This is a genomic window from Streptomyces sp. NPDC031225 (assembly GCF_055570355.1).
Genome location: NZ_JBVIHJ010000005.1, coordinates 160,726 through 187,232, shown reverse-complemented (window position 1 = coordinate 187,232; position 26,507 = coordinate 160,726). Strand labels below are relative to the sequence as shown.

28 protein-coding genes are annotated in these 26,507 nt (G+C 70.6%); 15 read left to right on the top strand and 13 right to left on the bottom strand.

Going from position 1 to position 26,507, the window contains the following annotated elements; all coding sequences use genetic code 11:
• Positions 1 to 182: 182 nt before the first annotated feature.
• The 8 genes from ACZ48Z_RS10490 to ACZ48Z_RS10455 are packed head-to-tail and all read left to right on the top strand — an operon-like array spanning position 183 to position 8,052.
• A complete protein-coding gene (locus ACZ48Z_RS10490) occupies positions 183 to 1,256 on the top strand; it encodes a sugar ABC transporter substrate-binding protein (RefSeq protein WP_468735417.1) in 1,074 nt (357 codons plus the stop codon).
• Positions 1,253 to 2,743, top strand: coding sequence for a sugar ABC transporter ATP-binding protein (locus ACZ48Z_RS10485; protein ID WP_468735416.1), 1,491 nt, complete (start codon positions 1,253 to 1,255; stop codon positions 2,741 to 2,743). The genes ACZ48Z_RS10490 and ACZ48Z_RS10485 overlap by 4 nt, the downstream gene beginning before the upstream one ends.
• Positions 2,736 to 3,761, top strand: coding sequence for an ABC transporter permease (locus ACZ48Z_RS10480; protein ID WP_468735415.1), 1,026 nt, complete (start codon positions 2,736 to 2,738; stop codon positions 3,759 to 3,761). Before ACZ48Z_RS10485 ends, ACZ48Z_RS10480 begins: the two co-directional genes overlap by 8 nt.
• A 35-nt stretch (positions 3,762 to 3,796) precedes the next feature.
• Positions 3,797 to 5,146 (top strand): L-fuconate dehydratase, encoded by a 1,350-nt coding sequence (locus ACZ48Z_RS10475; protein ID WP_468735414.1) that lies wholly within the window; start codon positions 3,797 to 3,799, stop codon positions 5,144 to 5,146.
• On the top strand, positions 5,143 to 5,898 hold the full coding sequence (locus ACZ48Z_RS10470) for an SDR family NAD(P)-dependent oxidoreductase (RefSeq protein ID WP_468735413.1): 756 nt from the start codon (positions 5,143 to 5,145) through the stop codon (positions 5,896 to 5,898). Before ACZ48Z_RS10475 ends, ACZ48Z_RS10470 begins: the two co-directional genes overlap by 4 nt.
• A 41-nt stretch (positions 5,899 to 5,939) precedes the next feature.
• Positions 5,940 to 6,908, top strand: coding sequence for an aldo/keto reductase (locus ACZ48Z_RS10465; protein WP_468735412.1), 969 nt, complete (start codon positions 5,940 to 5,942; stop codon positions 6,906 to 6,908).
• Positions 6,905 to 7,219, top strand: coding sequence for an L-rhamnose mutarotase (locus ACZ48Z_RS10460; protein ID WP_468735411.1), 315 nt, complete (start codon positions 6,905 to 6,907; stop codon positions 7,217 to 7,219). The genes ACZ48Z_RS10465 and ACZ48Z_RS10460 overlap by 4 nt, the downstream gene beginning before the upstream one ends.
• On the top strand, positions 7,216 to 8,052 hold the full coding sequence (locus ACZ48Z_RS10455) for an amidohydrolase family protein (RefSeq protein WP_468735410.1): 837 nt from the start codon (positions 7,216 to 7,218) through the stop codon (positions 8,050 to 8,052). The genes ACZ48Z_RS10460 and ACZ48Z_RS10455 overlap by 4 nt, the downstream gene beginning before the upstream one ends.
• A gap of 13 nt (positions 8,053 to 8,065) precedes the next feature.
• On the opposite strand, the gene ACZ48Z_RS10450 is transcribed toward ACZ48Z_RS10455, so the two are convergent.
• The 4 genes from ACZ48Z_RS10450 to ACZ48Z_RS10435 form a co-directional block, all read right to left on the bottom strand.
• On the bottom strand, positions 8,066 to 8,917 hold the full coding sequence (locus ACZ48Z_RS10450) for a hypothetical protein (protein ID WP_468735409.1): 852 nt from the start codon (positions 8,915 to 8,917) through the stop codon (positions 8,066 to 8,068).
• Between the two features lie 31 nt (positions 8,918 to 8,948).
• Positions 8,949 to 9,482 (bottom strand): GNAT family N-acetyltransferase, encoded by a 534-nt coding sequence (locus ACZ48Z_RS10445; RefSeq protein WP_468735408.1) that lies wholly within the window; start codon positions 9,480 to 9,482, stop codon positions 8,949 to 8,951.
• 26 nt (positions 9,483 to 9,508) lie between these two features.
• On the bottom strand, positions 9,509 to 10,129 hold the full coding sequence (locus tag ACZ48Z_RS10440; RefSeq protein ID WP_468735407.1) for a PIG-L deacetylase family protein: 621 nt from the start codon (positions 10,127 to 10,129) through the stop codon (positions 9,509 to 9,511).
• A gap of 178 nt (positions 10,130 to 10,307) precedes the next feature.
• Positions 10,308 to 11,729 carry a lipase maturation factor family protein gene (locus ACZ48Z_RS10435; protein ID WP_468735641.1) on the bottom strand — a complete coding sequence of 474 codons (1,422 nt, stop codon included), beginning with the start codon at positions 11,727 to 11,729 and terminating at the stop codon, positions 10,308 to 10,310.
• A gap of 147 nt (positions 11,730 to 11,876) precedes the next feature.
• Between ACZ48Z_RS10435 and ACZ48Z_RS10430 the strand changes: the two genes are divergently transcribed.
• Together ACZ48Z_RS10430 and ACZ48Z_RS10425 are read left to right on the top strand one after the other, a co-directional pair.
• Entirely contained in the window at positions 11,877 to 13,982 is a 2,106-nt protein-coding gene (locus ACZ48Z_RS10430; RefSeq protein WP_468735406.1) for a SpoIIE family protein phosphatase, read from the top strand.
• A gap of 31 nt (positions 13,983 to 14,013) precedes the next feature.
• The gene (locus ACZ48Z_RS10425) at positions 14,014 to 14,877 is read left to right on the top strand and encodes an Fpg/Nei family DNA glycosylase (protein ID WP_468735405.1); all 864 of its coding nucleotides are present in this window, start codon (positions 14,014 to 14,016) and stop codon (positions 14,875 to 14,877) included.
• Positions 14,878 to 14,887: 10 nt separating this feature from the next.
• Here the strand turns inward: ACZ48Z_RS10425 and ACZ48Z_RS10420 are convergent, their stop codons facing one another.
• The 3 genes from ACZ48Z_RS10420 to ACZ48Z_RS10410 all read right to left on the bottom strand — a co-directional run bounded on the left by ACZ48Z_RS10420 (position 14,888) and on the right by ACZ48Z_RS10410 (position 16,888).
• Positions 14,888 to 15,541, bottom strand: a complete 654-nt coding sequence (locus tag ACZ48Z_RS10420) for a zf-HC2 domain-containing protein (RefSeq protein ID WP_468735404.1) — start codon at positions 15,539 to 15,541, stop codon at positions 14,888 to 14,890.
• 151 nt (positions 15,542 to 15,692) lie between these two features.
• Positions 15,693 to 16,208: a hypothetical protein gene (locus tag ACZ48Z_RS10415; RefSeq protein WP_468735403.1), complete on the bottom strand. Its 516-nt coding sequence runs from the start codon at positions 16,206 to 16,208 to the stop codon at positions 15,693 to 15,695.
• Between the two features lie 134 nt (positions 16,209 to 16,342).
• On the bottom strand, positions 16,343 to 16,888 hold the full coding sequence (locus tag ACZ48Z_RS10410) for a sigma-70 family RNA polymerase sigma factor (protein WP_389102745.1): 546 nt from the start codon (positions 16,886 to 16,888) through the stop codon (positions 16,343 to 16,345).
• Positions 16,889 to 17,087: 199 nt separating this feature from the next.
• On the opposite strand from ACZ48Z_RS10410, the gene ACZ48Z_RS10405 reads away from it, so the two are divergent.
• A complete protein-coding gene (locus ACZ48Z_RS10405; protein ID WP_468735402.1) occupies positions 17,088 to 18,236 on the top strand; it encodes a CapA family protein in 1,149 nt (382 codons plus the stop codon).
• Positions 18,237 to 18,242: 6 nt separating this feature from the next.
• Here the strand turns inward: ACZ48Z_RS10405 and ACZ48Z_RS10400 are convergent, their stop codons facing one another.
• Positions 18,243 to 18,719 carry a MarR family winged helix-turn-helix transcriptional regulator gene (locus ACZ48Z_RS10400; protein ID WP_468735401.1) on the bottom strand — a complete coding sequence of 159 codons (477 nt, stop codon included), beginning with the start codon at positions 18,717 to 18,719 and terminating at the stop codon, positions 18,243 to 18,245.
• 71 nt (positions 18,720 to 18,790) lie between these two features.
• Between ACZ48Z_RS10400 and ACZ48Z_RS10395 the strand changes: the two genes are divergently transcribed.
• Positions 18,791 to 19,705 carry an alpha/beta fold hydrolase gene (locus tag ACZ48Z_RS10395; protein WP_468735400.1) on the top strand — a complete coding sequence of 305 codons (915 nt, stop codon included), beginning with the start codon at positions 18,791 to 18,793 and terminating at the stop codon, positions 19,703 to 19,705.
• Here ACZ48Z_RS10395 and ACZ48Z_RS10390 read toward each other — a convergent pair.
• Positions 19,668 to 20,129 (bottom strand): universal stress protein, encoded by a 462-nt coding sequence (locus tag ACZ48Z_RS10390; protein ID WP_468735399.1) that lies wholly within the window; start codon positions 20,127 to 20,129, stop codon positions 19,668 to 19,670. The genes ACZ48Z_RS10395 and ACZ48Z_RS10390 overlap by 38 nt on opposite strands.
• A gap of 336 nt (positions 20,130 to 20,465) precedes the next feature.
• On the opposite strand from ACZ48Z_RS10390, the gene ACZ48Z_RS10385 reads away from it, so the two are divergent.
• Positions 20,466 to 21,338 (top strand): polysaccharide deacetylase family protein, encoded by an 873-nt coding sequence (locus ACZ48Z_RS10385; RefSeq protein WP_468735398.1) that lies wholly within the window; start codon positions 20,466 to 20,468, stop codon positions 21,336 to 21,338.
• Positions 21,339 to 21,368: 30 nt separating this feature from the next.
• Here ACZ48Z_RS10385 and ACZ48Z_RS10380 read toward each other — a convergent pair whose 3' ends face one another.
• The gene (locus tag ACZ48Z_RS10380; RefSeq protein ID WP_468735397.1) at positions 21,369 to 22,043 is read right to left on the bottom strand and encodes a class F sortase; all 675 of its coding nucleotides are present in this window, start codon (positions 22,041 to 22,043) and stop codon (positions 21,369 to 21,371) included.
• 332 nt (positions 22,044 to 22,375) lie between these two features.
• Between ACZ48Z_RS10380 and ACZ48Z_RS10375 the strand changes: the two genes are divergently transcribed.
• Entirely contained in the window at positions 22,376 to 22,867 is a 492-nt protein-coding gene (locus ACZ48Z_RS10375) for a hypothetical protein (protein WP_468735396.1), read from the top strand.
• A gap of 88 nt (positions 22,868 to 22,955) precedes the next feature.
• Here the strand turns inward: ACZ48Z_RS10375 and ACZ48Z_RS10370 are convergent, their stop codons facing one another.
• The 3 genes from ACZ48Z_RS10370 to ACZ48Z_RS10360 all read right to left on the bottom strand — a co-directional run bounded on the left by ACZ48Z_RS10370 (position 22,956) and on the right by ACZ48Z_RS10360 (position 24,613).
• Positions 22,956 to 23,489 (bottom strand): hypothetical protein, encoded by a 534-nt coding sequence (locus ACZ48Z_RS10370; RefSeq protein ID WP_468735395.1) that lies wholly within the window; start codon positions 23,487 to 23,489, stop codon positions 22,956 to 22,958.
• 206 nt (positions 23,490 to 23,695) lie between these two features.
• Entirely contained in the window at positions 23,696 to 24,460 is a 765-nt protein-coding gene (locus ACZ48Z_RS10365) for a bestrophin-like domain (protein WP_468735394.1), read from the bottom strand.
• Between the two features lie 21 nt (positions 24,461 to 24,481).
• A complete protein-coding gene (locus tag ACZ48Z_RS10360) occupies positions 24,482 to 24,613 on the bottom strand; it encodes a hypothetical protein (RefSeq protein WP_468735393.1) in 132 nt (43 codons plus the stop codon).
• Between the two features lie 764 nt (positions 24,614 to 25,377).
• Here ACZ48Z_RS10360 and ACZ48Z_RS10355 point away from each other — a divergent pair.
• A complete protein-coding gene (locus tag ACZ48Z_RS10355) occupies positions 25,378 to 26,340 on the top strand; it encodes an SCO0930 family lipoprotein (RefSeq protein WP_468735392.1) in 963 nt (320 codons plus the stop codon).
• Positions 26,341 to 26,507 lie beyond the last annotated feature (167 nt).

The window sequence follows — 26,507 nt, the reverse complement described above, 5'->3', positions numbered from 1 at the left end:
CTCCACATCACCGGGTGCGCCGCAGTCTAACCGCCGATGTGGTCGGACCACTATGGCCGAAAGCCGGGAAAAAATGCCGTCGAAGGGTATTGCGGGGGCCGAGTGGTCTGATAAGTATGCGTTCATCGCTCGAACTCGCTCAGCTCGATGACGCTCGGACACGCTCGATGAGGAGCCGCAAGATGCCCGTCAGGACAGTGGGGAAGCGGAACAGATTTCGGATCGTCGGCGCGGTGGCCGCAGCCGCGAGCGCCTCGCTCGTGCTCGCCGCGTGCGGCAGCACCAAGGACACCGGCAGCGCCGGCACCGAGGGCGGCGACGGGACCGGCAAGGTGGGAGTGATCCTGCCGCTGCTGACCTCGCCGTTCTGGCAGTCGTACAACGACTACGTGCCCAAGATGGCCAAGGCCGAGGGGGTGGACACGCTGAAGACGGTCAACTCCAACAGCGACCCCTCCCAGCAGATCACCGACATCAACAACGAGCTCAACCAGGGCGTCAAGGGCCTGGTGGTGGCCCCATTGGACAGCGCCGCCATCGAGGCCGGTCTCGACCAGGCCGAACGCAAGGGCGTCCCGGTCGTCGCGGTCGACGTGGCCCCCGACAAGGGCAAGGTCGCCATGGTCGTACGGGCGAACAACGTGTCGTACGGCGAGAAGGCCTGCCAGTACCTCGGCAAGCAGATCCCGTCCGGCAAGGTCGTGCAGATCATGGGCGACCTGGCCTCCGTCAACGGACGCGACCGCTCCGAGGCCTTCCGGGCCTGTGTGAAGAAGAACTTCCCGAAGCTGAAGGTCCTGGAGATCCCCGCCAAGTGGGAGTCCGACACGGCCGCCTCGCAGCTGGGCACCCTTCTGAACGCCAACCCCGACATCAAGGGCATCTACATGCAGGCCGGCGGCGTCTATCTCGCGCCGACCCTGCAGACCCTCAAGTCCAAGGGGATGCTGAAGAAGGCCGGGCAGGCGGGCCACATCACGATCGTCTCCAACGACGGCATCTCGCAGGAGTTCGACGCCATCCGCAAGGGCGAGATCGACGCCACCGTCTCCCAGCCGGCGGACCTGTACGCCAAGTACGGCATGTACTACATCAAGGCGGCGATGGAGGGGAAGACCTTCAAGCCCGGGCCGACCGACCACGACTCCACGATCGTCAAGCTGTCCGGCGGCATCCTGGAGGACCAGCTGCCCGCGCCCCTGGTCACCAAGGACAACGTCGACGACCCCAAGCTGTGGGGCAACACCGCCAAATGAGCACCCCACTCGTTGAAGCCCAGGGCATCGTCAAGCGGTACGGTCCCACGACCGCCCTCGCCGACGGCCGCCTCACCGTCGTGCCCGGCGAGTCCCACGCCCTCGTCGGCCGCAACGGCGCGGGCAAGTCCACCCTCGTCACCGTCCTCACCGGTCTCCAGGCCCCCGACGAGGGCACCGTCCGCTTCGACGGCCAGCCCGCGCCCCCGCTCGGAGACCGGGACGCCTGGCGCGGCAAGGTCGCCTGCGTCTACCAGAAGCCCACCGTCGTACCCGAGTTGACGGTCGCCGAGAACCTGTTCATCAACCGTCAGCCGCTGCGGCGGGGGTTCATCAGCTGGCGCAGGCTGCAGAAGGAGGCCGCCGAGCTCCTCGACACCTGGGACGTCCGCGTCGACCCTCAGGCGCGTACCGCCGACCTCAAGGTCGAGGACCGCCAAATGGTGGAGATCGCACGGGCGTTGAGCTTCGGCGCCCGCTTCATCGTGCTCGACGAGCCGACCGCGCAGCTCGACAAGCGGGAGATCGAGCGCCTCTTCAGCCGGATGCGGGCGCTCCAGGACTCCGGGGTCACCTTCCTGTTCATCTCGCACCACCTCCAGGAGGTGTACGAGGTGTGCCAGACGGTGACGGTCCTGCGGGACGCCCGCTGGATCACCACGGCGCCGGTGGCCGACATGCCCCGGGCCGCCCTGGTCGAGGCCATGGCCGGCGAGTCCGTCGCCGAACAGGCCGTGGACATCAGGGAGGTCGAGGCCGGCGCCCCCGTCCTGCTCGACGCCCGCGGCCTCACCTCCGGAGCCTTCGAGAACGTCGACCTCACCGTCCGCCGCGGCGAGGTCGTCGGCCTCGCCGGCATCAGCGGCAGCGGCAAGATCGAGCTCGCCGAGTCGTTCACGGGACTGCACACCCCGACGAGCGGAACCGCTCAACTCGGCGGCAGGCCGCTGCCGTTCGGCGATGTCCAGGCCTCCCTGAAAGCCGGCGTGGGCTTCGTGCCGCGCGACCGGCACTCCCAGGGACTGGTCTTCGGCATGACCATCGGCGACAACGCCACCCTCAGCGTCCTGGACCGCCTCGGCCGCTACGGCTTCGTCGGCACCGAACGCAAGCGCGGTTTCGCCACCGAGCTGATCGACCGCCTCGACATCCACGCAGAGGGTCCCGACCAGCCCGTCTCCGACCTCTCCGGCGGCAACGCGCAGAAGGTCGTCATGGCCCGCGCCCTCGCCTCCGACCCCAAGTTGCTCGTCCTCGTCAACCCCACCGCGGGTGTCGACGTGAAGTCCAAGGAATCCCTGCTCTCCCGCGTGGACAGCGCCCGCGAGGACGGCACCGCGGTCCTCGTCGTCTCCGACGAACTCGACGACCTGCGCCGCTGCGACCGCGTCCTCGTCCTCTTCCACGGCCGCGTGGTCGCCGAGCACCCGGCCGGCTGGCGCGACCACGAGCTGATCGCCTCCATCGAAGGAGTGGACCATGGCTGACACCAAGGCTCCGCCGGTGAAGCCGGTGAGCGTGCCCAACGTGCGGTCAGCGAGAGCTGTGCTGCTGCGCCGAGCTCGCGAACTCGCTCTCGTTCCAGCGCTGTTGCTGTTGCTCGTACTCGGCGCGGTACTCAACGACGCCTTCTTCACCGAGGCCACCCTGATCTCCATCCTGGCCTCATCCGCGGCGCTGGCGATGGTGGTGCTCGCCGAGTCGCTGGTGCTCATCACCGGCAAGTTCGATCTGTCACTGGAATCGATGGTCGGCATCGCGCCGGCGGTGGCGGCACTTCTGGTACTGCCGGCCGCACAGTCCGGCTGGGGCACGGAGCTCCCCGCCCCCGTTGCCCTGCTGGCCATCCCCCTCGTGGGCGCGGCCATCGGCGCCTTCAACGGCATTCTTGTAGTGAAGGTGAAGCTCAACGCCTTCATCGTCACGCTTGCCATGCTGATCATCTTGCGTGGCCTCCTCGTGGGTGCCACGAAGGGCAAGACGTTGTTCGGTATGCCGGATACGTTCTTCTCGCTGGCCACCACCACCTTCCTGCACATCCCCATGTCGGTCTGGCTCGCCGCCGCCGCCTTCGCCGTTGTCGGGCTGGCGCTCAAGTACCACCGTGTCGGCCGGTCGTTGTACGCGATCGGCGGCAATCTCGAAGCGGCCCGCGCCGCAGGCATCCGCGTCGACCGTGTCCGGCTGGGCGTCTACATCGTCGCCGGGGTGCTCGCCTCGGTCGGTGGACTCATGTACACCGGCTACGTCGGCGCGATCGGCGCCAATCAGGGCGAGAACATGATCTTCACGGTGTTCGCTGCCGCTGTCATCGGAGGCATCAGCCTCGACGGCGGTCGCGGCACCATGTTCGGGGCGCTGACAGGCGTACTCCTGCTGGGCGTGGTCAAGACCATGCTCACGATGGCCCAGGTGCCGTCCTTCTGGATCGACGCCATCTACGGCGGAATCATCCTGCTTGCTCTCATGATCGCCCGTGTGACGACGGGGCGGGCGCAGGACTGAGTCCGCCCGCCCCGTCACCTACCGAAAGGTCTTCCGTGTCCTCGACCCCCGCCCGCATCACTGCGGTAGACACCTACGACATCCGCTTCCCCACCTCGCGCGAGCTCGACGGCTCCGACGCGATGAACCCGGACCCCGACTACTCGGCGGCCTACGTGGTGCTGCGCACCGACGCGGCCGACGGGCACGAGGGGCACGGATTCACCTTCACCATCGGGCGGGGCAACGAGGTCCAGGTCGCCGCGATCGAGGCGCTGCGCGGGCACGTGGTGGGGCGGTCGGTCGACGAACTGTCCGCGGACCCGGGGACGTTGAACCGCGACCTGATCGGCGACAGCCAGCTGCGCTGGCTCGGCCCCGAGAAGGGCGTGATGCACATGGCGATCGGCGCGGTCGTCAACGCCGTGTGGGACCTGGCCGCCAAGCGTGCCGACAAGCCGCTGTGGCAGTTCCTGGCCGACGCCGAACCCGAGTGGCTGGTCCGGCAAATCGACTTCCGGTACCTCACGGACGCGCTCACTCCCGAGGAGGCACTGGAGATCCTGCGGCGCGGGCGGCAGGGCTCCCAGGACCGCAAAGCCCTCCTGTCGGAACGCGGCTACCCCGCCTACACCACCTCCGCCGGGTGGCTCGGCTACGACGACGCCAAGCTCACCCGGCTCGCCGCCGAGGCCGTCGCCGACGGCTTCCGGCAGATCAAGCTGAAGGTCGGCGCGGACCTGGAGGACGACATACGGCGCTGCCGCGTCGCCCGCCGGGTCGTCGGCCCGGACATCCGCATGGCCATCGACGCCAACCAGCGCTGGGACGTCGACGAGGCGATCCGCTGGACCAAGGCACTCGCCGAGTTCGACCCGTACTGGATCGAAGAGCCGACCAGCCCCGACGACGTCCTCGGCCACGCCACGATCCGCCGGGCCGTGGCCCCGGTCAAGGTCGCCACAGGCGAGCACGTCCAGAACCGGGTCGTCTTCAAACAACTCCTCCAGGCCGGCTCCCTGGACGTGGTCCAGATCGACGCGGCCCGGGTCGGCGGCGTCAACGAGAACCTCGCCATCCTGCTGCTCGCGGCGAAGTTCGGCGTGCCGGTCTGCCCGCACGCGGGCGGGGTCGGCCTGTGCGAACTCGTCCAGCACCTGTCGATGTTCGACTACGTGGCGGTCACCGGAACCACCGAGGACCGGGTCATCGAGTACGTCGACCATCTGCACGGCCACTTCCTCGACCCCGTGGTGATCAGGGACGGTCACTACACGGCACCCACCGCACCCGGCTTCTCGGCCGCCATGCGCCCTGAGTCCATCGCGCGGTACACGTTCCCCGACGGCGCCTTCTGGGCAGAAGACCTCGCCGACGACACACAGAAGAAGGGGCAGGCCGCATGAGCGACTTCGAGGGTCTCAAGGCGCTGGTGACCGGCGGGGCCTCCGGCATCGGCCGGGCCACCGCGGAACTCCTCGCCGCACGCGGGGCGCAGGTCGCCGTCCTGGACCTGGACACGTCCTCCGTGGAGAAGCCGCTGCTCGCCCACCGCGCCGACGTCACCGACGACGCCTCGGTGCGCGCGGCCGTCGCCGCGGCCGTCGCCGACCTCGGCGGACTGGATGTGGTGGTCAACAATGCGGGCATCGGCGCCCAGGGCACCGTCGCGGACAACGACGACGAGGAATGGCACCGCGTGCTCGACGTCAACGTCGTCGGCATGGTCCGGGTGGCCCGCGCCGCCCTGCCCCACCTGCGCGAGTCCGCGCACGCGGCGATCGTGAACACCTCCTCCATCGCGGCCACCGCGGGCCTCCCGCAGCGGGCGCTGTACAGCGCGACGAAGGGGGCGGTGTACTCGCTGACCCTCGCCATGGCCGCCGACCACGTCCGCGAGGGCATCCGCGTGAACTGCGTCAACCCCGGTACGGCGGACACCCCGTGGATCGGACGCCTGCTCGCCAAGGCCGCCGACCCGGCCGCCGAGCGTGCCGCGCTGGAGGCCCGCCAGCCCGCGGGGCGGCTGGTCTCCGCGGACGAGGTCGCGGGCGCCATCGCCTACTTGGCGAGCCCGCTCTCGGGTTCCACCACCGGCATCTCCCTCGCCGTCGACGGCGGCATGCAGGGCCTGCGCCTGAGGCCGGTGGGCCAGTGACCGGTGGGACGGCGAACGGTGGCACGGCGAATGGTGGGCCGGTGCACACGCTCGGCAGCAGCGGCGTCCGGGTCGGCGGACTCGGCTTCGGCGCCGCCGCCATCGGCAACCTCTTCACGGAGGTGAGCGAGGAGCGGGCGCACGAAGCGGTGACGGCCGCCTGGCAGCGAGGCATCCGCTACTTCGACACCGCCCCGCACTACGGCCTCGGCCTGTCGGAACGGCGCCTCGGAGAGGCCCTTCGGGAGCGTCCTCGCGCCGAGTACACGATCTCCACGAAGGTGGGCCGCCGCCTGGAGCCGGCCACGGACGGAGGCGACGACCTCGCCAACTGCTTCGCGGTCCCCGCCACCCGGCGGCGCGTCTGGGACTTCTCCGCCGACGGCGTACGCCGCACCCTGGACGCCTCCCTCGAACGGCTCGGCCTCGACCGCGTGGACGTCGTCTACCTCCACGACCCGGACGACCACGCCGAACAGGCCTTCCACGAGGGCTATCCGGCCCTGGAGAAACTCCGCTCGGAGGGCGTGGTCGGGGCGATCGGCGCCGGCATGAACCAGACGGAGATGCTCACCCGCTTCGTCCGCGAGACCGACGTCGACGTGGTGCTGTGCGCCGGCCGCTACACCCTGCTGGACCAGAGCGCGCTCACCGGACTGCTGCCCGCCGCCGTCGAGCGGGGCGTCTCGGTGGTCGTCGGCGGTGCCTTCAACTCGGGCCTGCTGGCGGATCCGAGGCCCGATTCGACGTACAACTACGCGCAGGCACCAGGGCAGTTGCTGGACAAGGCCCTGCGCATGAAGGAGATCGCCGAGCGGCACGGCATCAGCCTGCGGGCCGCCGCCCTGGCGTTCTGCGCAGCCCACCCGGCTGTCGCGAGCGTCCTCGTCGGGGCCCGCTCGGCGGTTGAAGTCCGCGACGCGGCGGACCAGTTCGCGACGCCCGTGCCCGCCGCGTTCTGGCAGGAGCTGCGGGACACCGGCCTGCTCACCACCGAGGTGCCGTCATGAGGGTCGCCCTGCACACCAAGGTCCGCGCGGACCGTATCGACGCGTACGAGACCGCCCATCGCGAGGTGCCCGTCGAACTCACCGACGCGATCCGCGCCGCCGGCGCCACCTCCTGGACGATCTGGCGCAGCGGCACTGACCTCTTCCACGTCCTGGAGTGCGAGGACTACGGCCGCCTCCTCGGCGAGCTGGAGAAGCTGCCGGTGAACGTCACCTGGCAGGCCCGCATGGCCGAACTCCTCGATGTCGTGCACGACTACTCCGGCGAGGGCGCCGACGCCGGACTGCCCGTCGTGTGGGAGCTGCCGTGACGGTCGTCGACGCCCATCACCACGTATGGGACCTCTCGGCACGCGACCAGGACTGGATCGACCCGGGCAGCCCGCTGCGCCGGAACTTCACCATGGCGGACCTCGCACCGCAGGCCGCCGCGGCGGGGGTGACGCGCACGGTCCTGGTCCAGACGGTCACCGTCCCCGAGGAGACCCCGGAGTTCCTCGCCCTCGCGGCCGGGCACGAGCTGATCGCCGGTGTGGTCGGCTGGACCGACCTCACCCGCCCCGACGTCGCCGACGAGTTGGCCAGGCTCCTCGAACTCCCCGGCGGCTCCCACCTCAAGGGCATCCGGCACCAGGTCCAGGGCGAGCCGGACCCCGAGTGGCTGCTGCGCCCGGACGTGCACCGGGGCCTGGCAGCCGTGGCCGACGCCCAGCTGGTGTACGACCTGGTGGTCCTCCCACACCAGCTGGCCGCCTGCGTCAAGGCGGCCGGGTCCCTGCCGCACCTGACGTTCGTCCTCGACCACCTGGGCAAGCCGCCCATCGCCTCCGGGGCCCTGGAACCCTGGGCGACGGACGTCCGCGCCCTCGCCGCCCTCCCCAACACCGTCTGCAAACTCTCCGGCCTGGTCACCGAGGCGGACCTCGCGTCCTGGACCCCCGACGACCTGCGCCCGTACGCCGACACGGTCCTGGACGCCTTCGGCCCGGACCGCGTGATGTTCGGCTCGGACTGGCCGGTGTGCACGCTCGCGGCGACCTACGGCCAAGTCGTCGAAACAGCGGGGGAGTTGTCGGGATCACTGTCCTCGCACGAGCGGGCGGCGGTGTTCGGGGACAACGCGGTGCGCACCTACGGTCTGTGAGTTCGGCCCACCGCTACAGCGTGACGGGCCGACCGTCGACGATGCCGGTCTGGAGGCGGGCCTCGCCGCTGTGCGTGTCCACGTGCAGCAGGAACGCGTAGGGCCGGCGTCGGCACTTCCGGGCGATGCGGCGCCAGTTGGCCAGCAGGAACGTCACGCCGGCCTGGGTGGCGACGTCACTGCTGCCGGCGCAGACGGTGACCCGTGGACCGCCGGCGTCGGCGGCGAAGGACTGGATGGTCGCGATCTCCGTGTCCGGGGCGCTGCCCCGCCCCGCGAAGAACTGACCGGCCAGCGGGCCCGTCCTGACCCGAAGCCCCCATTCGCCGCCGTCACCCTGCTGTTCGGGCACGGCCTGTGCCGCGGGATGGCGGAATCCGAGCGCGGTCAGATGGTTGTAGACCGGGCCGCCGATAAGGACCAGGCTCCGGCCGGCCAGTTGGCTGGGCAGGTGGGCGAACGGGTCCGCCGCCCGCGACATGGCGGCCAGGTCGGCGGTCGGCGGGCAGAACTCGGTGCCCTCGACCGGACCTGAGCCTCCGATGCGCCCGGACGGCAGGACGGGGGTGCGTGGGCGCAGCAGGCGCACCAGCGGGTCGGTCAGCGAGTCCCGCAGCGCGACGGCCGCTTCGAACTCCCTGCGGGAGACGACGTTTCCGACGAAGCCGTTCTCCCGGTAGTCGCCGACCGTGCCGCCCTCCCGCACCACCATGTCGGGCAGGACGATGAGCAGTCGCCGGTCACCGGTCGCGCCGAGGAGATGCGCCAGGCCGCGGGTCTGTCGACGCAGCAGCAGATAGCCGGACACGACGGCGAACACGGACCAGATCAGGTCCGCCACGAGGTTGTCGACGACGGCGCTCACCTCCCTGAGGGCCGTGGGGTGGTCGGGGAAGTCACCAGATGTCGCCGTCCCGCCAGTCGGTGGTGAGATCGGCGTCGGGGTCGAGGTCGCTGTGCAGGGGGAGCCGGAACATGACCGCGCCCCGGGCCGGCGCGGCGGGACGGGGGCCCTGCGTGGTGGACACGAAGGTCGGCCCACGCCACTTCCGCCATCCCAGCCGTTCGTAGAACTCGTACCTGCCGGCCGCGAACACGCCGATGGGGTGGTGGAGGCGGATCTCGGCGGTGGCCATGGCGACGACGACGCTGCCGAGACCGTGGTGCCGAAGGGCGGGCAGGGTGGCCATGGACTCGCCGTACACGCCCTCGACGACCCGGTCGCCCTGCCGGAACCGTCTGGGCACCAGGGCCCCGTGGGACACCAGCCGGTTCTCCCGGCGGAGGAGGTAGTGGATGCCGCCGAGGCAGTGCTGCCAGGACGTCTCGTCGTAGCGTTCGCCGAACGACGTGACGAGCATGTCGCGCAGCTCGGTGCGTTCGGCCCGGGTGAGGTGTTCCGTGCGGCGCACGTCGACGGTGAAGGACACGGCTGCCCCGCTTTCTGTTCGTGCTGTCACGCATCCGTGCCGAGGGGCAGGGTGAGGCGGAGAGGGGTGAAGATCTCGGCGAAACCGCAGCCGAACCGGGTGCCGTGCAGCAGGGCGCGGGCCCGTACGGCCTCGGCGTCGAGCTCGGTGCGCCCGCGTACCTGCGAGGCGTGCGCGGACAGCAGCGCCACCTTCTCCCGCAGTACCGGGCTGATGTTGACCGCGACACCCGAGGACAGCAGGGCCGAGCGCGGCGACTCGAACAGGAGCACGTTGGCGAGCCGCCGGGTGGCGATGCGGGCCGCGCGGTGGGTGGTCACGTGGTCCTGGTGCGTGTCCTCGGGCAGATGCGTGTACACGAGGTCGGGCGCCGCGTGCGCGATCTCGGCCTCCAGGAGGTCGACCACCTGGTGCACCGGGCCGAGCCGCCCGTCGGGAAGCCGGAGCATCACCACTTTCGCACCCAGCAGCTCGGCCGCCCGTTCCTGCTCGGCGGCCCGCTCCACCGCGTCTCCACCGCGGGCCCCGTCACTGACCACCACGAGGGTGATCGAGGCGCCCTGCGCAGCGTGGCGCAACAAGGCACCTCCGCAGCCGAACTCGATGTCGTCCGGATGTGCGCCGACCGCCAGCACCCGCTCCCACATGCTTGTCCCCCGTCGAGCGCCGAGCAGTGGCCGTTCACCGGCCTCCTACTGTGGGGCAGGATCAACCCGACGCCATCGGCGAGCGGAACAATTACCTCCTGTCTACGGCAGTTTGCTGATCCGTCACTGCATCATCGATCTCTGCGCGGCTCCGTCACGGCACCTTTCCCCCGCCGCGTCACGACCGCTGCGCCTCGCGCGCCAACCGTGTCGGCGGCCAGAACTCCCGTACATACGTCCGCTTCCAGTACGCGCCCGTCTCCCGCAGCTCCCGCCACGTCGTGTACCGGTACCGGAAGAGGCGGGCGCGGACATGGCGGGGCGGCGCGTCCGGCGGGAACGGGGAGCGGCGCAACAGCTTCAGCGTGGCGGGGTCGTTCTCCAGGAGCCGTTCGACCAGCGTGCCGAACCACGCCTCGGCGTACGCCGGGGACAGCGCGGCGAACCACATCATCCAGTCCAGGCGCAGATGGTAGGGCGCGAACTGGCGTGGCCTGCGCAGCGGATCACCCGGTTTGCCCTTGAACTCGTACTCCTTCCACTCGGAGTCCCCGCGCGGCACGTCGTCCGCCGTGCCCTCGACCACCACCTCGTAGCGGATCCGGCTGACGCTGCCGAACGCGCCGTAGGAGTTGACGAGATGGAGCGGGTCGAAGGAGCGGTTCATGATCTGGCGGCGGGAGAGCATGTTGCGGACCGGGTGCCGGCTCAGGCCGAGGAGGAGCGCGGCGACGGCGAGGACCAGCACCTCGTACCAGAGCGGGGCGGCGGGCAGGTCCGGTGCGTGGCCGGGGAGTCGCAGCGCCGGTACCGCGAGCACGATCGTGATCCAGTTCAGCCAGGCGAAGTTGCCCGAGAGCACCAGCCACAGCTGGGTGACGATCATCAGTGACGCGGCTGTCGTGGCGATCGGCTGCGGGGTGAACAGCAGGAAGGGCACGGCGAGTTGGGTGACGTGGTTCGCGGCCGCCTCCACCCGGTGCACGCGCCGGGGCAGATGGTGGAAGTACCAGCTCAGCGGACCGGGCATCGGCTGTGTCTCGTGGTGGTGGTAGAGGCAGGTGAGCTTGCGCCAGCAGGCGTCGCCCCGCATCTTGATGAGCCCCGCGCCGAACTCGACCCGGAACAGGATCCAGCGCAGGAGGAACAGCACCACCACGGGCGGGGCCACATCGTCGTTGCCGAGGAACACCGCGAGGAACCCGGCCTCCAGCAGCAGGGACTCCCAGCCGAAGCCGTACCAGGTCTGGCCCACGTTGACGATCGACAGGTACAGCAGCCACGGCACCAGCCACAGCGGCATCGCGCCCCACAGCGGCAGCCGGGAGTCGACGCCCGCCGCCAGTGCCACGGCCACCGCGCAGCCCGTCCACGCGCACACCGCGAAGAACCGGTCCGAGTAGTGGAGCCGGAAGAGGCTCGGCGCCCGCCGGAACGGCACCCGCGCCACGAAACGCGGGACCGGCAGCATCCCGCGCTCCCCGATCAGGGCCCTGAACTGAAGGGCCGCCGTCAGGAACGCGACGACGTACAGCACGGCCAGAGCCCGCTGGAAGACCAGTCGGCTCAGCCAGTAGTCGGGCGCGGTGAACCAGTCCACAGCCGCTCCTGCCTCCAGTGCCACGCCGGAATCCCCTGTGACTCTCCGTGTACCTCTCTCTCGCTTGCGCAACCCGGATGAGGACGCGGGCCCCCTGCGTACCCGCCCCCGGTCGAAGAATCGGGCAAATCCTGTCAAGGTGGGCCCATGGTTGATCGGGGAGCGAGCGCCCTGTCACTCCCGGACGACTGGCCCGCCCACCCGGATCCGATCCTGGCGCTCAACCGCATGGGCAGCTTCGACTGGGACCTGGACACCGGTCTGTTCCACATGGACGCCCAGGCCCACGAGATCTTCGACGTGCGCCCCGACGAATACGACGGACACCCCACGAGCCTCGCCGTCCGGTTCCCCACCACCGAGGCCCACCGGCTCGACGCCCTGGTCGCCCAGGCCATGAAGGACGGCAGCGAGAACTACGGCACCTACTTCCGCCTGCGCTGCCGCGACGGCAGCCTGCGCTGGACCCACACCCAGGGCTACATCCGGCGCGACGGGACGGGCCGCCCGCGCCGGATCATCGGCATCGTCCGCGATGCCACCCAGGAGATGAGCGAGCTGGAGGGCCGCCGGGAACAGGCGGCCCAGGACGAGGCGCAACGCCGGCAGACCAACGTCGTACAGCTCACCACGGCCGCCCTCGCCCACGCCCGGACCGTCCAGGACGTCATCGACGTCCTCAAGGACACCCACGGCCTCACCCACCTCGGCGCCACCAGCCTCGTCATGGGTCTGGTCGAGGCCGGCCGGATCAGGCTGATCGCGGAGGGCCCCGCGGGCAGTTTCGTGCCCGGCACCGACATCACCCGGATCGACGAGCCGTACCCGATGAGCGAGGCCGTGCGCACGCTCAGCCCGCGGTTCATCGAGTCGCCGGACGAGTTCGCGGAGCGCTACCCGATCCTGTGGCCGCACCTCACCGGCCTGAACATCACCTCCGCCGCCTACCTCCCGCTCATCGCCGAGGCCCGCCCGATCGGCGCCATGGGCCTCCTCTACAGCGACCGGTACGGCTTCACCCCCGAGGACCGCAACGTCCTCATCGCCCTCGGCAGCAGCATCGCCCAGAGCCTCCAGCGGGCCATGCTGTACGAGCAGGAGAAGGACCTCGCCACCGGCCTCCAGCAGGCCATGCTGCCCCGCAGCATCCCCAGCGTGCCCGGCGCCGACATCGCCGTCCGCTACCGGGCCGGCACTCCCGAGGGCGCGCTGGGCCGGGACATCGGCGGCGACTGGTACGACCTGATCCCGCTGCCCGGCGGCACCCCCTCCCGGGGAGGCCGCGTCGGCGCCGTCATCGGGGACGTCCAGGGCCACGACACGCACGCCGCGGCCGTCATGGGCCAGCTGCGGATCGTCCTGAGGGCCTACGCCGCCGAGGGCCACCCCCCGGCCACCGTGATGGCCCGGGCCTCCGTGTTCCTGCACGAGCTCGACACCGCCCGCTTCGCGACCTGCCTGTACGCGGAGGCCGACCTGACCACCGGAGTCGTCCAGGTGGTCCGGGCGGGCCATATCGACCCGCTGGTCCGGCGGGCCGACGGGAGCTGTCACCGGGTGACCGTGGAGGGGGGCCTGCCGCTGGGGCTGTCCGCCGAGTTCGGGCAGCTCGACTACCCCGTCGGCACCCTGGAGCTCGAGCCCGGGGACACCTTGCTGCTGTGCACCGACGGCCTGGTCGAACAGCCCGGTGCGGACCTCGACGACGGTGTGCGGACCCTCACGGCCCTCGTCACCACCGGCCCCTCCGACGTGTGGGAACTCGCCGACCGGCTCATCGACGTGGCCGAGGAGCGCAGCGGCGACGACGACGTGGCGCTGCTCCTGCTGCGCCGCCGTGGCCTGGACTCACCGCGGAGCGGCGGCCGCCTCCAGCAGCACGTGGCGCCCGGCGACCCGGAGGCCCTCACCCAGGCCCGGCACATGATCCGGGCCGCGGTCGCCGCCTGGGGCGCGCAGGAGCGCTCCGACGAGATCGAACTGGTCGCCGACGAGCTGATCACCAACGCCCTGATGCACACCGAGGGCTCCGCGATCGTCACCCTGCGGGTCCTGACCGGCATCGGCCGGCGGATGCGCGTCGAGGTCGAGGACTCCTCCAGCGCCCTGCCGCGCCGCAGGGAGGCGGGGGAGTCGGGCGTCTCCGGCCGGGGTCTGCTCCTGGTCGACCTGCTGTCCGAGATGTGGGGAGTGGAGGCCCGGGGCGGCGGGAAATGCGTGTGGTGCGAGTTCGTCGTACCGGAGCGGAACTGACCACAGCCGTCCCCGGTGGCACTCTGGACGTATGCCGGAACTCCCCGAGGTCGAAGCACTCAAGGACTTCCTGACCGACAACCTGGTCGGCCACGAGATCGTGCGCGCACTGCCGGTGGCCATCAGCGTCCTGAAGACGTACGACCCTCCGCTCGCCGCGGTGGAGGGCCGGGAGGTCGTCGCCGTGCACCGGCACGGCAAGTTCCTGGACCTGGAGACCGCGGACGGCCCCCGTGTCGTCACCCATCTGGCCCGGGCGGGCTGGCTCCACTGGAAGGACCGTCTCCCCGACGGCCCGCCCCGCCCCGGCAAGGGCCCCCTTGCCCTGCGGGTCGCCCTGGAGACCGGCGCCGGTTTCGACCTCACGGAGGCCGGCACCCAAAAGCGCCTCGCCGTCTACGTCGTGCGGGACCCGCTGGAGGTGCCGGGTGTGGCGCGCCTCGGCCCGGATCCCCTGGCCGACGACTTCGACGAGGCCCGCCTGGCGTCGCTGCTGTCGAAGGAACGACGGCAGCTGAAGGGCGCCCTGCGCGACCAGGGACTGATCGCCGGCATCGGCAACGCGTACAGCGACGAGATCCTGCACGCGGCGAGAATGTCCCCCTTCAAACTGGCGGCGTCGCTGACGCCCGAGGAGACACACACTCTCTACAGAGCCCTGCGCACGACACTCACCGAAGCGGTGGAACGCTCCAGAGGTGTGGCCGCGGGCCGTCTGAAGGCGGAGAAGAAGTCCGGCCTGCGCGTCCACGGCCGCACCGGCGAGAGCTGTCCCGTCTGCGGTGACACCGTCCGCGAGGTCTCCTTCAGCGACTCCTCGCTCCAGTACTGCCCCACCTGCCAGACGGGGGGCAAGCCACTGGCGGACCGGAGGATGTCGAGACTGCTCAAGTGATCCGGCGCTCTCAGCTCGGGTCCAGCGTCACCAGATGCTCCCCGCCCGCCGTCCTGACCTCGTAGTGGTCGATCTGGTCGGCGTGGAAGGTGGAGCTGCCCATCATGGTGTCGTCGCTGGTGGCGTGGCCCGTGGCGTTCCAGCCGGTGACGGTCTCCTCCTCGCCGTCGCGGCTGACCGCGACGAGGTGACAGGCACGAGGGCCGGCCTCGTCCTTCACCTTGAGTTCCACCTGGGTGCCCCAGTCCTCGTCCTCGGTGGTGACCTGGGCCCACACCCCGGACCGGGCGTCGGTGGCCTCGATGCTGGCGGTCTGCCCCGAGTCGCCGCCTGCCGTCAGCGCGAGCGTGGGACCGCCCACCGCCAGGACCACCGAGGCGGCCACGGCGTACAGCACCCGCCTGCGGCGCGCCCGGTGCCGGACCGCGACCTCGCCGAGGAGGCGGTTCAGGAGCTGGGGGCCCGGCTGGGCCATGGGATGCACCACGCGGGGCGTGGCTCGTCGGTACAGCATCATCTGACGGGTCACAGGACCGAACTCGGTCACGTGTGCCGCGCACTTGGGGCACTCCATGAGGTGGTCCTCGAAACGGAAGGCCTCCGCCTCGTCCAGCACGCCGAGCGCGTACGCGCCGACGTCGCGATGCCTTTCCAAGGACCTCATGCGGAAACCTCGTGCCGTTGAGTGTGGGTGGGGTTACTCCTTGCTCCCACCGGTACGCACCAGCCCGCCGAATCACTCAAGGCATGCACAGAATCGTGACCAAGGGATTCGGAGCGGGTGGCCCCGCGGATTGGTCCGAATCGAAAGGAATCTAGAACAGGTGGATGGCGAGGTGACCGAGCGGCAGGCCGAGTTGCCATGCCGGGGTCCACACCTTCGGACCCTCGTCCTCACCGAGCCCCGATCCGCCGCCCGGCACGGCGTTCAGGTCGGGTGCGAGCAGCTCCGTCTCCTCCAGCCAGCGCCAGGCCTCCGCCGCGAGTTCGAGGTCCGGTACGGGCTTGCCGGAGACGACCGCCTCGGCGGTGAGCGCGGCCATCCGCTCGCACACCCAGTCCTGCCAGGGCTGGTCGTACGCCGTCAGCGACAGCCAGTTCTCCAGCTGGGAGACGACCTGGATGCCGGAGAGTTCGCCCTCGGTGTCGGCGAGGAAGACGGTCAGCGCGAGCGCGTCGCGCCCGGCGCGGAACTCGAAGGACGTCGGCGGCATCAGATCGCCGGACCGCAGCAGCTCGTCGGCGATGTACTCGGCGTACAACCAGGCCATGGGGACGACGAGTTCGCCCCCGCCGGCGCCGTCCGTGCTCTCTTGACCTCTGTGCAGCATCCCTTCCTGCCTTCCTCCGGTGCGTGCGCGTCGCCCGTCGCCGGGCCCCATCCGGAACACGGATGAGGACAGCCGATTACTCAACCGGGGTCCTCAGCAAGGCACTTTACGGAGGTTTGACTTTCCCATTGGTTTCACCGCAGGTCGGCCGCGTATCCCGGAAGCACCCGGCGCAGGGCGCGCAGCGCGTAGTACGCGCGGGACTTCACGGTACCGGGCGGAATCCCCAGTATTTCGGCGGCTTCCGCCACACTCGCCCCCTGGAAATACACCAGCACCAGGACTTCACGGTGCTCCGGAGTGAGTGTCTTCACAGCCTCGCGTACGTCGAGGGTGGCGGCCGCGCGTTCGGCGTGATCGGCACACACCCGCGCGTTCTCCAGAACCGCGTCGCCGACCTCCGCGGGACGCGCCTGCCGGGCCCGCCGCGCGTCGATAGCGAGCCGCCGTCCCACGGTCAGCAGCCAGGGCCGTACGGAGTCGAAGTCGTCGGCTCGCAACGCCTCCGGGTGCTGCCAGGCGCGGACGAGGGTCTCCTGCACGAGGTCCTCGGCGCGCTGCCGGTCGCCGTCACTGAGCCGGAGCAGGAGTGCGAAGAGGGGCCGGCCGTGCTCCCGCTGAAGCGCGGCGAGCTCGTGCTCGGCGGTCGTCCCGTTCGTGAGGGTGGTTCCGGCCGTCATGGCCGTATGGCACCTCAGGCGGGGGTCGGGGGACAGGGCACGCACAAGGATCTGCGGCGGACGGTCGATCGCGTCGACGAACGGTTCGGTGAACGGTTCCTTCCGCCCCGGACGGGTCAAGTAGTGGTCCCGGCCGTTTGCGGACACGGACAAGCTCATACCTATTCGTCAGTAAATATGACCACAGTGGGGTGAGCTGATGATTGCACGCAGACGGCAGATTGCCCTGGCCCTCACGGCACTTCTCGCCGGCGGGGCCGCCTGCCAGGCGCACGACCACGAGACTCCGGGGCGCCCGGCCCCGTCCGCCGCCGCGCCACGCGGGTTCACGCTCGTCGCCTCCGGTGACGTCCTGCCGCACACCTCGATCATCGACCGGGCCCGCTTCGACGCGGGCGGCGACGGCTACGACTTCCGCCCGATGCTGGCCGGGATCCGATCCGTCGTCTCCCGCGCGGATCTGGCGCTGTGTCACATGGAGACCGTCTACGGCGCGAACGGGGACTACACCGGCTATCCGACGTTCAAGTCGCCGCCCGAGGTGGCCCGGGCCCTCGCCGACACCGGCTACGACGGCTGCTCCACCGCCTCCAATCACAGCCTCGACGATGGCGCCGACGGCATCCGCCGCACCCTCGACGCCCTCGACCGCGCGGGCGTACGGCATGCCGGATCGGCCCGCACCGAACAGGAGGCGCACACACCCACCGTCCTGCGCGCGGGCACGGCGAAGGTGGCCCACCTCGCCTACACCTACGACACCAACGGCTTCCCGCTGCCCCAGGGGCAGCCCTGGGCGGTCGGCCTGATGGACGAGAACAGGATCCTGGCGGACGCCCGGGCCGCCCGGAAGGCGGGCGCCGACGTGGTCGTCGTGTCGCTGCACTGGGGCACGGAATGGCAGGACGCGCCCGACGAACAGCAGTTGGCCCTGGCCCGGGACCTCACCGCCGCCCGCACCGGCTCCCGCCCCGACGTCGACCTGATCCTCGGCACCCACGCCCACGTCCCGCAGGCGTACGAGAAGGTCAACGGCACCTGGGTCGTCTACGGCATGGGTGACCAGATCGCCGGTGAGATGTTCAACCACGAGGGCGCCCAGGACCCGCGGGGCAACCAGTCGACCCTCGGCCGCTTCACCTTCGCGCCGCCCGCCCGGCCCGGTGAGCGCTGGCGGGTGACGAAAGCGGAGTTCGTGCCCCAGATGTTCGACGTGGACGCCGGCCGGGTGGTGAACCTCAACCGGGCGATCGCGCAGGGCGCGGACCTGGACGGCGTGCGCGACCGCATCCGGGACGTCGTGCTGAGCCGGGGCGCGGGCAAGGACGGGCTCGCGATGGGGCGGTAGCCCGGGTCAGTCCACGTCCACGTGGTCGAACGTCCGCAGCATCTCCTTGAGTACGCGTGTGCACGCCTGCAGCTCGGCGTCGGTCAGCTCGCCGCCGCCGACCTGCCGGTTCAGGGCGTGCTCCCGCGCCAGGATCGTGGTGATGACGGCCTCGCCCGCCGGTGTGATCCGGATCAGCGAGGACCGCTGGTGTGCGGGGTTCGGGGTGGTCTCGGCCCAGTCCCGGTCCAGCGCGTCGTTGACCATGCGCTGCACGAACTGCCGGGTCAGTGCCATGAGCCGGCCCATCTGAGGCACCGTCATGGGCCCGTACCTGTGCAGCAGGACCAGTACGGAGCGCACGCCGACGGACACCCCCTCGACGTCCTGGCCCTGTTCGAGCTTGCGAAGGCCGCGCCGGTAGAGCGCACCGATCAGGTCGAACACCTCACTGACCCGGTGGCCGAGATCGTCCGGTGGCAGCGGCTCGTCGATGTCGTTCACCCGGCCATCATGACACCCGGATAATGACACCTGGGTTGCCAAAGTTGAGCAGAGATGACACCTTGGTTGTCATGACAGCTGCCTCGGAACTGAGCTTCTTCGCATCTGCCGACGGGGAGATCGCCTACCTCGACACCGGCACCGGGGACCCCGTGGTCCTGCTGCACGCCGGCTACGTCGACCACCGCCTCTACGAGGCCCAGATACCCGTACTCGCCGCCGACCACCGCGTCCTCGCCGTGGACGTCCGGGGTCACGGCTGGACCGCCAACGCCACCAAGCCGTTCCGCTGGGCCGACGACCTCGCCGACCTGCTGCGCCATCTCGACGCGGGCCCGGCGGTCGTGGTCGGTGTCTCGATGGGCGGAGCCATCGCCGGTGACCTGGCGATGGAGTATCCGGAACTGGTCCGGGGGATCGTCCTGAGCGGTGCCTCCGTCAGCGACTTCCAGTACACCCACGAGGTGACCCGGAAGGTCGTCGAGGGGTCCCAGCGGACCCTGCACTCGGGCGACATCGAAGGCTGGCTGAAGATCTTCCTCGGTTCCGCCGCCGGTCCGTTCCGCTCGCCCGACGAGCTCGACCCGCGCATCCTGGACCACTTGCGCGACATGGCCCTGCACACCATCGCCAAGCACACACCGGGCGAACGGAACTGGCACGTACCCATGACCGACACCTGGGCCCGCGTCCCGAAGATCGACGTCCCGGTGCTCACCGTCAACGGCACGCTCGACTCACCGGACCTGCTCGCCGACGCCGAACGCTTCGCCGGCACCGTGCGGAACGGCCGCTCGGTCCTGGTGGAGGGCACCTCGCACTTCCCGAACCTGGAGAGGCCCGAGGAGTTCAACGCGCTGCTGCTGGAGTTCCTGCGCGGGCTGCGACACCCCGCCGGTGCCGAGAGCCCGCTCGGGCAAGGAGGCGATCTCCCGGCCCCGCCCGGGGCTACGGCACCACCGTCACCGGCCACCGCCCGGCCTTGACCAGCCGTACCGCCACGGAGCCGACGATCCGGTGACCCGCCTGCTCCGAGGCGCCGACGACGACCGCGTCCGCCTTGAGTTCGTCCGCCGCCTTCGTCAGACCGCTGTACGGGTCGCCGCGGAAGGTGTGGAACTCCCAGCGCACATCGAATATCCCCTTGTTCTGCTCGGTCGCGAGCCGGATCTGGGCGACCAGGTCCTCGGCGATCTCGTCCGTGGTCTCCGCGACCGGCGCGCCGAGCGCTGCGCCCGCGGCGAGCACGGGCTGGACGTACACCACGGCGAGCAGCGCGTGCTGCCGTCGGGCCAGACCTCCGGCGTACGCGGCGGCGCGGAGCGAGGAGTCGGAGCCGTCCACGCCGACGACGATCACCTTGGGCCCGTCCGTGCCCCGCTCGAACTGGTGCGAGTGCTGTTCCGTCACGGCTGTGAGGCTATCGGAAGCCGCAGGTCCGGACGGCATACGGGCCCCTGCGAACCGGCCGCGCAAGGTTGGCGGAAAAGGGGCACCCGAAGGGGCGGGCCGCCGGCGGGCCGTCACCGACGTCCGCCGCAGCCCTCGGCACCCGGCCCCGACGGAGGGGACGAGGCCGGGTGCCGAACACCGATCGACTGCGCACGACGCCATCCTGAGGCCCCGTCATGCGCCGTCGTCCACGAAGCCGCGCGGAGCGCCCTCGCTGAGCCGGGCGGGTGCATTCGTGCCGCCGCACCGGTGTTGCTGAGGTGCGTCGGCCGTCCGCCGGGCGACTGATGAGTCATGACGAAGGATCAGTTGCTCACACGGCTGTCGTCGAAGGCGGCGGCGGTGCTCACACGGCGTCGGGCCCTGCTGGCCGGCGCGGCCGCGGTCGCGTCCGCCGGCACGGCCGGTGTGCTCGCGGCGGTCACCGGCGAGGAGCCGGTCCGTCCGGCTCTCACCGCCGCCGGCCCCCCGGCCCACCGTCTGGCCGCCAAGCCCTCGGCCTACCGCCTCCAGCCCCTGACCGGATACGGCCCGCCCCGCGCCGCCCCCCACCAGACCCTCGTACGCCACGAGCCGTTCCTGAAGATCTCCGGACGCGGCCGGACCATGGTGCTGACCTTCGACGACGGACCCGACCCGCGCTACACCCCGCACATCCTGGACACCCTCGCCGAGTACGACGTACGCGCGATGTTCTTCGTGTGCGGCGAGATGGCCGTCGACAACCAGGACCTGCTGGCCCGGATGGCGGACGAGGGACACGTCGTCGGCAACCACACCTGGTCGCACCCGCTGCTGACCCGGCTCACCCGCTCCCGCATCCGCTCCGAGATGGAACGTACCTCCGACGTCATCGAGGACGCCTACGGCGAACGGCCCGAGTGGTTCCGCGCCCCCTACGGCGCCTGGAACCGGGCGGCGTTCCAACTCGGCGCCGAGTTCGGCATGGAGCCCCTCGCCTGGACGGTCGACACTCTCGACTGGACCACCCCCGGCACCCGCAGCATCGTCGGCCGGGTGGAGAACGGCGCCGCCCCCGGTGTCGTGGTGCTCTCGCACGACGCCGGGGGCAACCGCTCCCAGAGTGTCCGGGCGCTGCGCGACTATCTTCCGCAGCTTCTCGACTCCGGCTACCACGTCACCGTCCCGCGACGGCAGTACACATAACCGGAACCCGCCCGCCGGGCCGGGGAACGCTCAGCGGACCTCGGCCAGGCGGGCGAAGACCACGACGTTCCCGGCGTAACCGCTCTGCTTGGAAAAGCCGCCCCCACAGGTGATGACCCGCAATTCGGGCGTGCCCTTCGAACCGTAGACACGGTCGCCCGGGAAATCGTTCTTCTCGAAGACCTCGATGCCGTAGATCTCGAAGATCGCCGTCTTTCCATCCTTGCGTCTGACCTCGACGCGATTTCCCTTCTTCAGGGCCCCGAGCCCGTAGAACACGGCGGGGCCCTGTTTGTTGTCGACATGGCCGACGACGACGGCGGTGCCCTTCTCGCCGGGGGAGACCGCGCCGGTGAACCAGCCGGCCAGGTTCGGGTCCTCCGGCGGCGGCGCGCCGACCCAGCCGTCCGGGTCCAGGCCGACCGGCGTCACCGGCGCGTCGACCCGGATCGCCGGGATGGAGACCCGGTCGGGCACGGCGAACGGCAGGGGAGCGGGGGAGTTGCCGAAGGTGCTGCCGGGCGCCACCCGGCTGTCCGCCGCGGCCGCCGACGCGGGCTGCGGCGGCCCGACGTCGAACTCCCCCGAACCGTTCCGGATGAGCGCGAGGCCGGTCAGCAGTACAAGCGCTATCACGCCCCAGGGAGCGCGCTTTTTGCGCTGCTCCTCTTCTTCGGCCAGTCCGGCCAGCTCGGACGCAGACATTGACTTCCCCTCTCGACACGGCCGTCGCCACGTCATGTGCGCATGCGAGAACGCTAAGTCCCGCGCGTGAAAGCGGCGACGGGTCAGGCGCGAACGGGTGGCCCCGAATGCGCGTGGTGAGCCATCCGAGTTGCCGTGAACAGGAATTTTCTGACGGTCCGTGACCTGCGGAGATATCCGATTGTGTGCTTTCCGCTCGGCGTGTCCCCTCACCGGGACGGACCATTGTCGAAATGCGGGCCCGCGCAAGGCATCTGAGGGTCTATCTGGGAGGCGCTTTCTCGCCGATCAACCGGGGACAGTTTCCCGGGGCGTCTTCCGCGGAGGATCACATGCGTACTACTCGTGCCCTGGCGGCCGCCGGCGCCGCGGTCGCCGTGCTCGGACTCGCCGTTCCCTCGGCCGTAGCGCGGGACGGCATGAACCTGAGCCCGAGCAATGCCGTCGCCCTGCCCAGCGTCATCGCCCGGGGCGGACAACTGACCATCACCGTCAACAACTGCACGGGGGACGCCACCGCCAGCTCGGACGCCTTCCCGGCGGCCAAGCTGAAGACAGGCACCAACAACCTGGCGACGGGGACCGCCACGGTCAACCGGAACGCCGCCACGGGGTCGCACAGCATCAGCGTCGTGTGCGGCAACGGCACCGTGATCAACCCCACGGCCTTCACCGTCATCGGTGGTGTCCGCGGCGGTCTCGGTGGCAGCAGCTCCGCGGGGGCAACTCCGACCGACATGGCCATCGGCGGCGGTCTCGTGGCCCTGGCGGTCATCGGCGGCGGGGTCTTCTGGATGCGCCGCCGGTCCGAGCGGCACATCTGATCTCCGCCCCTCCGGAGAGCTCGGACCGCACGTGACACGGACGTCCGCCCCGGTTCCCGAAAGGGTCCGGGGCGGACGTCCGCCGTGGTCAGCCGCCGTCCTCGCCGGTGCGGCGACGGGAGAAGTGGTAGGCCGCCCCGATCGAGCCCACGATGAGCGCGGCGCCCATGCCGATCTCCTTGAGGTCGAATCCGGCGAGGCTGCCGCCCTCACCGGCGTGCACACCGCGGCCGGGCTGGAGCGGCACCGGTGTGGGGCCGACCGGGCGGCCGCCGGCGATGGTCAGACCCGTGGACCCGCTCACCCCGTCACAGGTGAACGTCACCTGGTACGCCGCGCCGGGTTTGGCGTCCCAGTCGACGACGGCCGTGGCCTGGTTCCTGTGCGACGGGATGGTGATGGTGTCGAAGACCGCCGAGGTGACCGTCGCCGAGCCCTTGCAGCCGCCGTGGTCCCGCTCCAGGCGCAGCGTCACCTGTCCGCCCGCGGCGATGGTCGAGGGCAGGACACTGAACCCGAAGGGCGTGATGGTGTTGTCGCCCTTCGCCACGGCGGCCGGTGCGGAGAAGGTCAGGGCGGTGATGCCCAGCAGTGCGGCCGAAGCGACGCGTATCGCGCGCATGGTGGTTCCTCCGGTCCCCGAGGAGCAACTGCGGACCTTTTCCGCCTACGTCGGAAATGCACCTCGATGACCGAAACGCTAGGAACAGGTGTACGTCCGCGCGATCGCAGTCGCGCCGAATGGGGCATGCGTGTGGGCCGCTCAGGGGACGCCGGCGGCGTGTCGGACGCCGGACGTCCCCCGAAGGTGCCCGTGGTGAGACGTCGTCAGCCCTTGATGCCCGGGAAGAGCGTGAGGAACGGCTCCGCCGACGCCGTGATGCCGCGGCTGTAGGGGGCGTCGAAGTCCCAGATCAGGAAGAGCAGGAACGCGATCAGCGAGGAGAACAGGGCGGCGAGGACCAGCTCGCGCGGTGTCCGCCGGATCTGCAGGGCGAAGATCATCCCGATGGTGATGACGCCACCGCCCAGCAGACCGAACCACACGACCCCGGGCATCGTCGGCGCGACCGAGTCCGCGCGGGCGTTGCGCGCCTGGTCCACGGCCGCCACCTGGTCGACGAGCGGCTGGTAGGCCTGCGCCTCGAAGTCGGACTGCGGCTGGTAGGAGGTGACGTCCGTGCGGATCCGGTCGAGGAGCTCGGCGCCGCGCTCGGTCGTCCGGTCGTGGTCGGACATCTCCTTCCACTCCACCGTGACGACGTGTCCGACATAGGCGTTGACATCGGCCCGAATGCGGTCACGGGCGTCGGCCGGATAGACCTGGACCCGCTCCGAGATCTCGTGCAGTGCCTGGGCCTCCGACTGCACGTGGTCCTGGGCGGCGCTGCGGGCCTCCCAGACGCCGGCGATGGCCAGGCCCAGGACGATGGCGTAGACCACCCCGATCCACATCGTCATGTACTCGATGACGTCCGGGGTCTCGCTGGGGTCCTCGTCCACGGCGGCCGTCTTGTGACGGACGAGGGTGATGGTGACCACCACGGCGCAGACGGCCACCATCGCGAGGACGAGAACAAGCCATTCCGGCAAGGGATGCCTCCAGGGTCGGCATTAGCGGGGCCGCAGGGCGGCCACGGCGATCACCGCGGGCACGGTGATGAGCAGGACGTAGATCACGGGTGAGGTCGTGCTGTGGGGGGACGGGTCGGGCGCCTTCGCGTGGTGGTAGGCCGGGTAGGTCACCGGGGACGCGGAGGGACCGGGGGCCGGTTCGGGCGGGGGCGTCCGGGTGGGGGTCGGTGTCGGGGTGGGCGTGGGCGTGGGTGTGGGGGGCGGCGTCGGTCGCGGCCTTGGCGCCGCCGGTTGCGGTGCCGGTGCGGGCGGCGGGGGTGGGGGCGGCGGCTCGGGGGTCGGCGTCGGCTTCGGCTTCGGGGGCCTCGGAGTCGGACGCGGCGTCGGTGTGGGGTCGGGGGAGGGCGTCGGAGTGCAAGGCGGCTCGGGTGGGGTGGGTGTCGGGGTGGGCGTGGGCTTCGGTTTCCGGCACGGCGGCGCAGTGGGCCAGGTGAGGCTCCCGGCGACCGCGACGACCTCGGTGCCGTCCGGCCCGACCGAGGCGTAGGCGCAGGCATCCGCCTCGGCGACCCCGGCCGTCGGGCCGGCGAGCGCCCACGTCAACGCCAACAGGGCCAACACTCGTATGGCGGAGGCGGCTTGAGGTGACTCGGGTCGATGCACGACGGAGATCATGAGGCCTGTCACGCCGTCTCACGCGCGGGCGCGAAGAGATTGCTCCGAAGGAGGGATAAAGCGTCGCCCGATGTTTGAATCCCGGGCGCCCGTCCGTCGAAGAGACGTACGTGTGTGCGGCCTGGGGCGGGTGTGGTCACAGTCTCCGGAAAGAAATATGCGGGACGGTTGAACACAACCCCTGCTCCGGTGCGTATCCATTGTCGTGCGGCGGCGCAGACGGGCGCTGCAACACCCTTAGCAATTATGGGGAGTTGACGATGAAGACCTCCTGGCGGAACGCCTCACTCGTGGCGAGTGCTGCGGTCGTGCTGGCGCTGACGACGGCGTGTGGCCAGGAAGGCGGCACCTCGTCGGTGGGCAGCCAGAACGTCGGTGCCACTGCGGCGGCGGGCGGCTACGGCGGTGTGGGTTCCGGTCTCGGGACCGAGACCAGCCCCAGTGCGAGTTCGACCGCGATCGGCCAGGGAAACCTGGGAGCCCAGTCCGCCTCGGCCGGCAAGCTCGAGGTTTCCGCGAACGCCGAGCTCGGGGACGTGCTGACCGACAGCAACGGCCTCAGCCTCTACCGGTTCGACGAGGACACCGCGGAGCCGCCGAAGTCGAACTGCGACGGTACCTGCGCCACCACCTGGCCCCCGGTGCCCGCGGACGACGCCTCGGCGGGAGCCGGTATCGACAAGGCGCTGCTCGGTGAGGTGACCCGCACCGACGGCACCAAGCAGCTGACCGTCGCCGGCTGGCCGGTCTACCGCTACGCGAAGGACACCAAGGCCGGCGATCTGACCGGCCAGGGTGTGGGCGGCAAGTGGTACGCGCTGGCGCCCACCGGCAAGAAGGCGACGCTCGCCAGCCTGCCCGGACTGTCCACGCGCAACGACCCCAACCTGGGCGAGATCGTCGTGGACAAGAACGGCATGACGGTCTACCGCTTCGCCAAGGACAAGGCCTGGCCCGTGCCGGTCTCCAACTGCACGGGTGCCTGCCTGGAGAAGTGGCCGGTCGTGGGTCCCGTGTCGGAGAACGACACCAAGGACGTCCAGAAGAAGGGCCTGATGAGCTTCACCCGCTCCGACGGCGTCAAGCAGCAGACGGTCAACTGCTCGCCGATCTACACCTTCTCGGGTGACAAGGCGGCCGGGGAAACCAACGGGCAGGGCGTCGGCGGCACCTGGTACGCCGTCCGCCCCAACGGAGACATGGTCGGCATCTCCGACAAGTGACACCGGCCTCACCGATCCACCGGTCCGACCCCTCCGCGCCGCACGGAGGGGTCGGACCGGTTTGCCGTCATTCCCCCCAACTCCCCGCGAGTCGGCGCCCACTTCGGAACTCTCCGCAGTGTGGCGCCTACTTTTGGTAGGGATTCCACAGCGGCGTCACAGCGGCA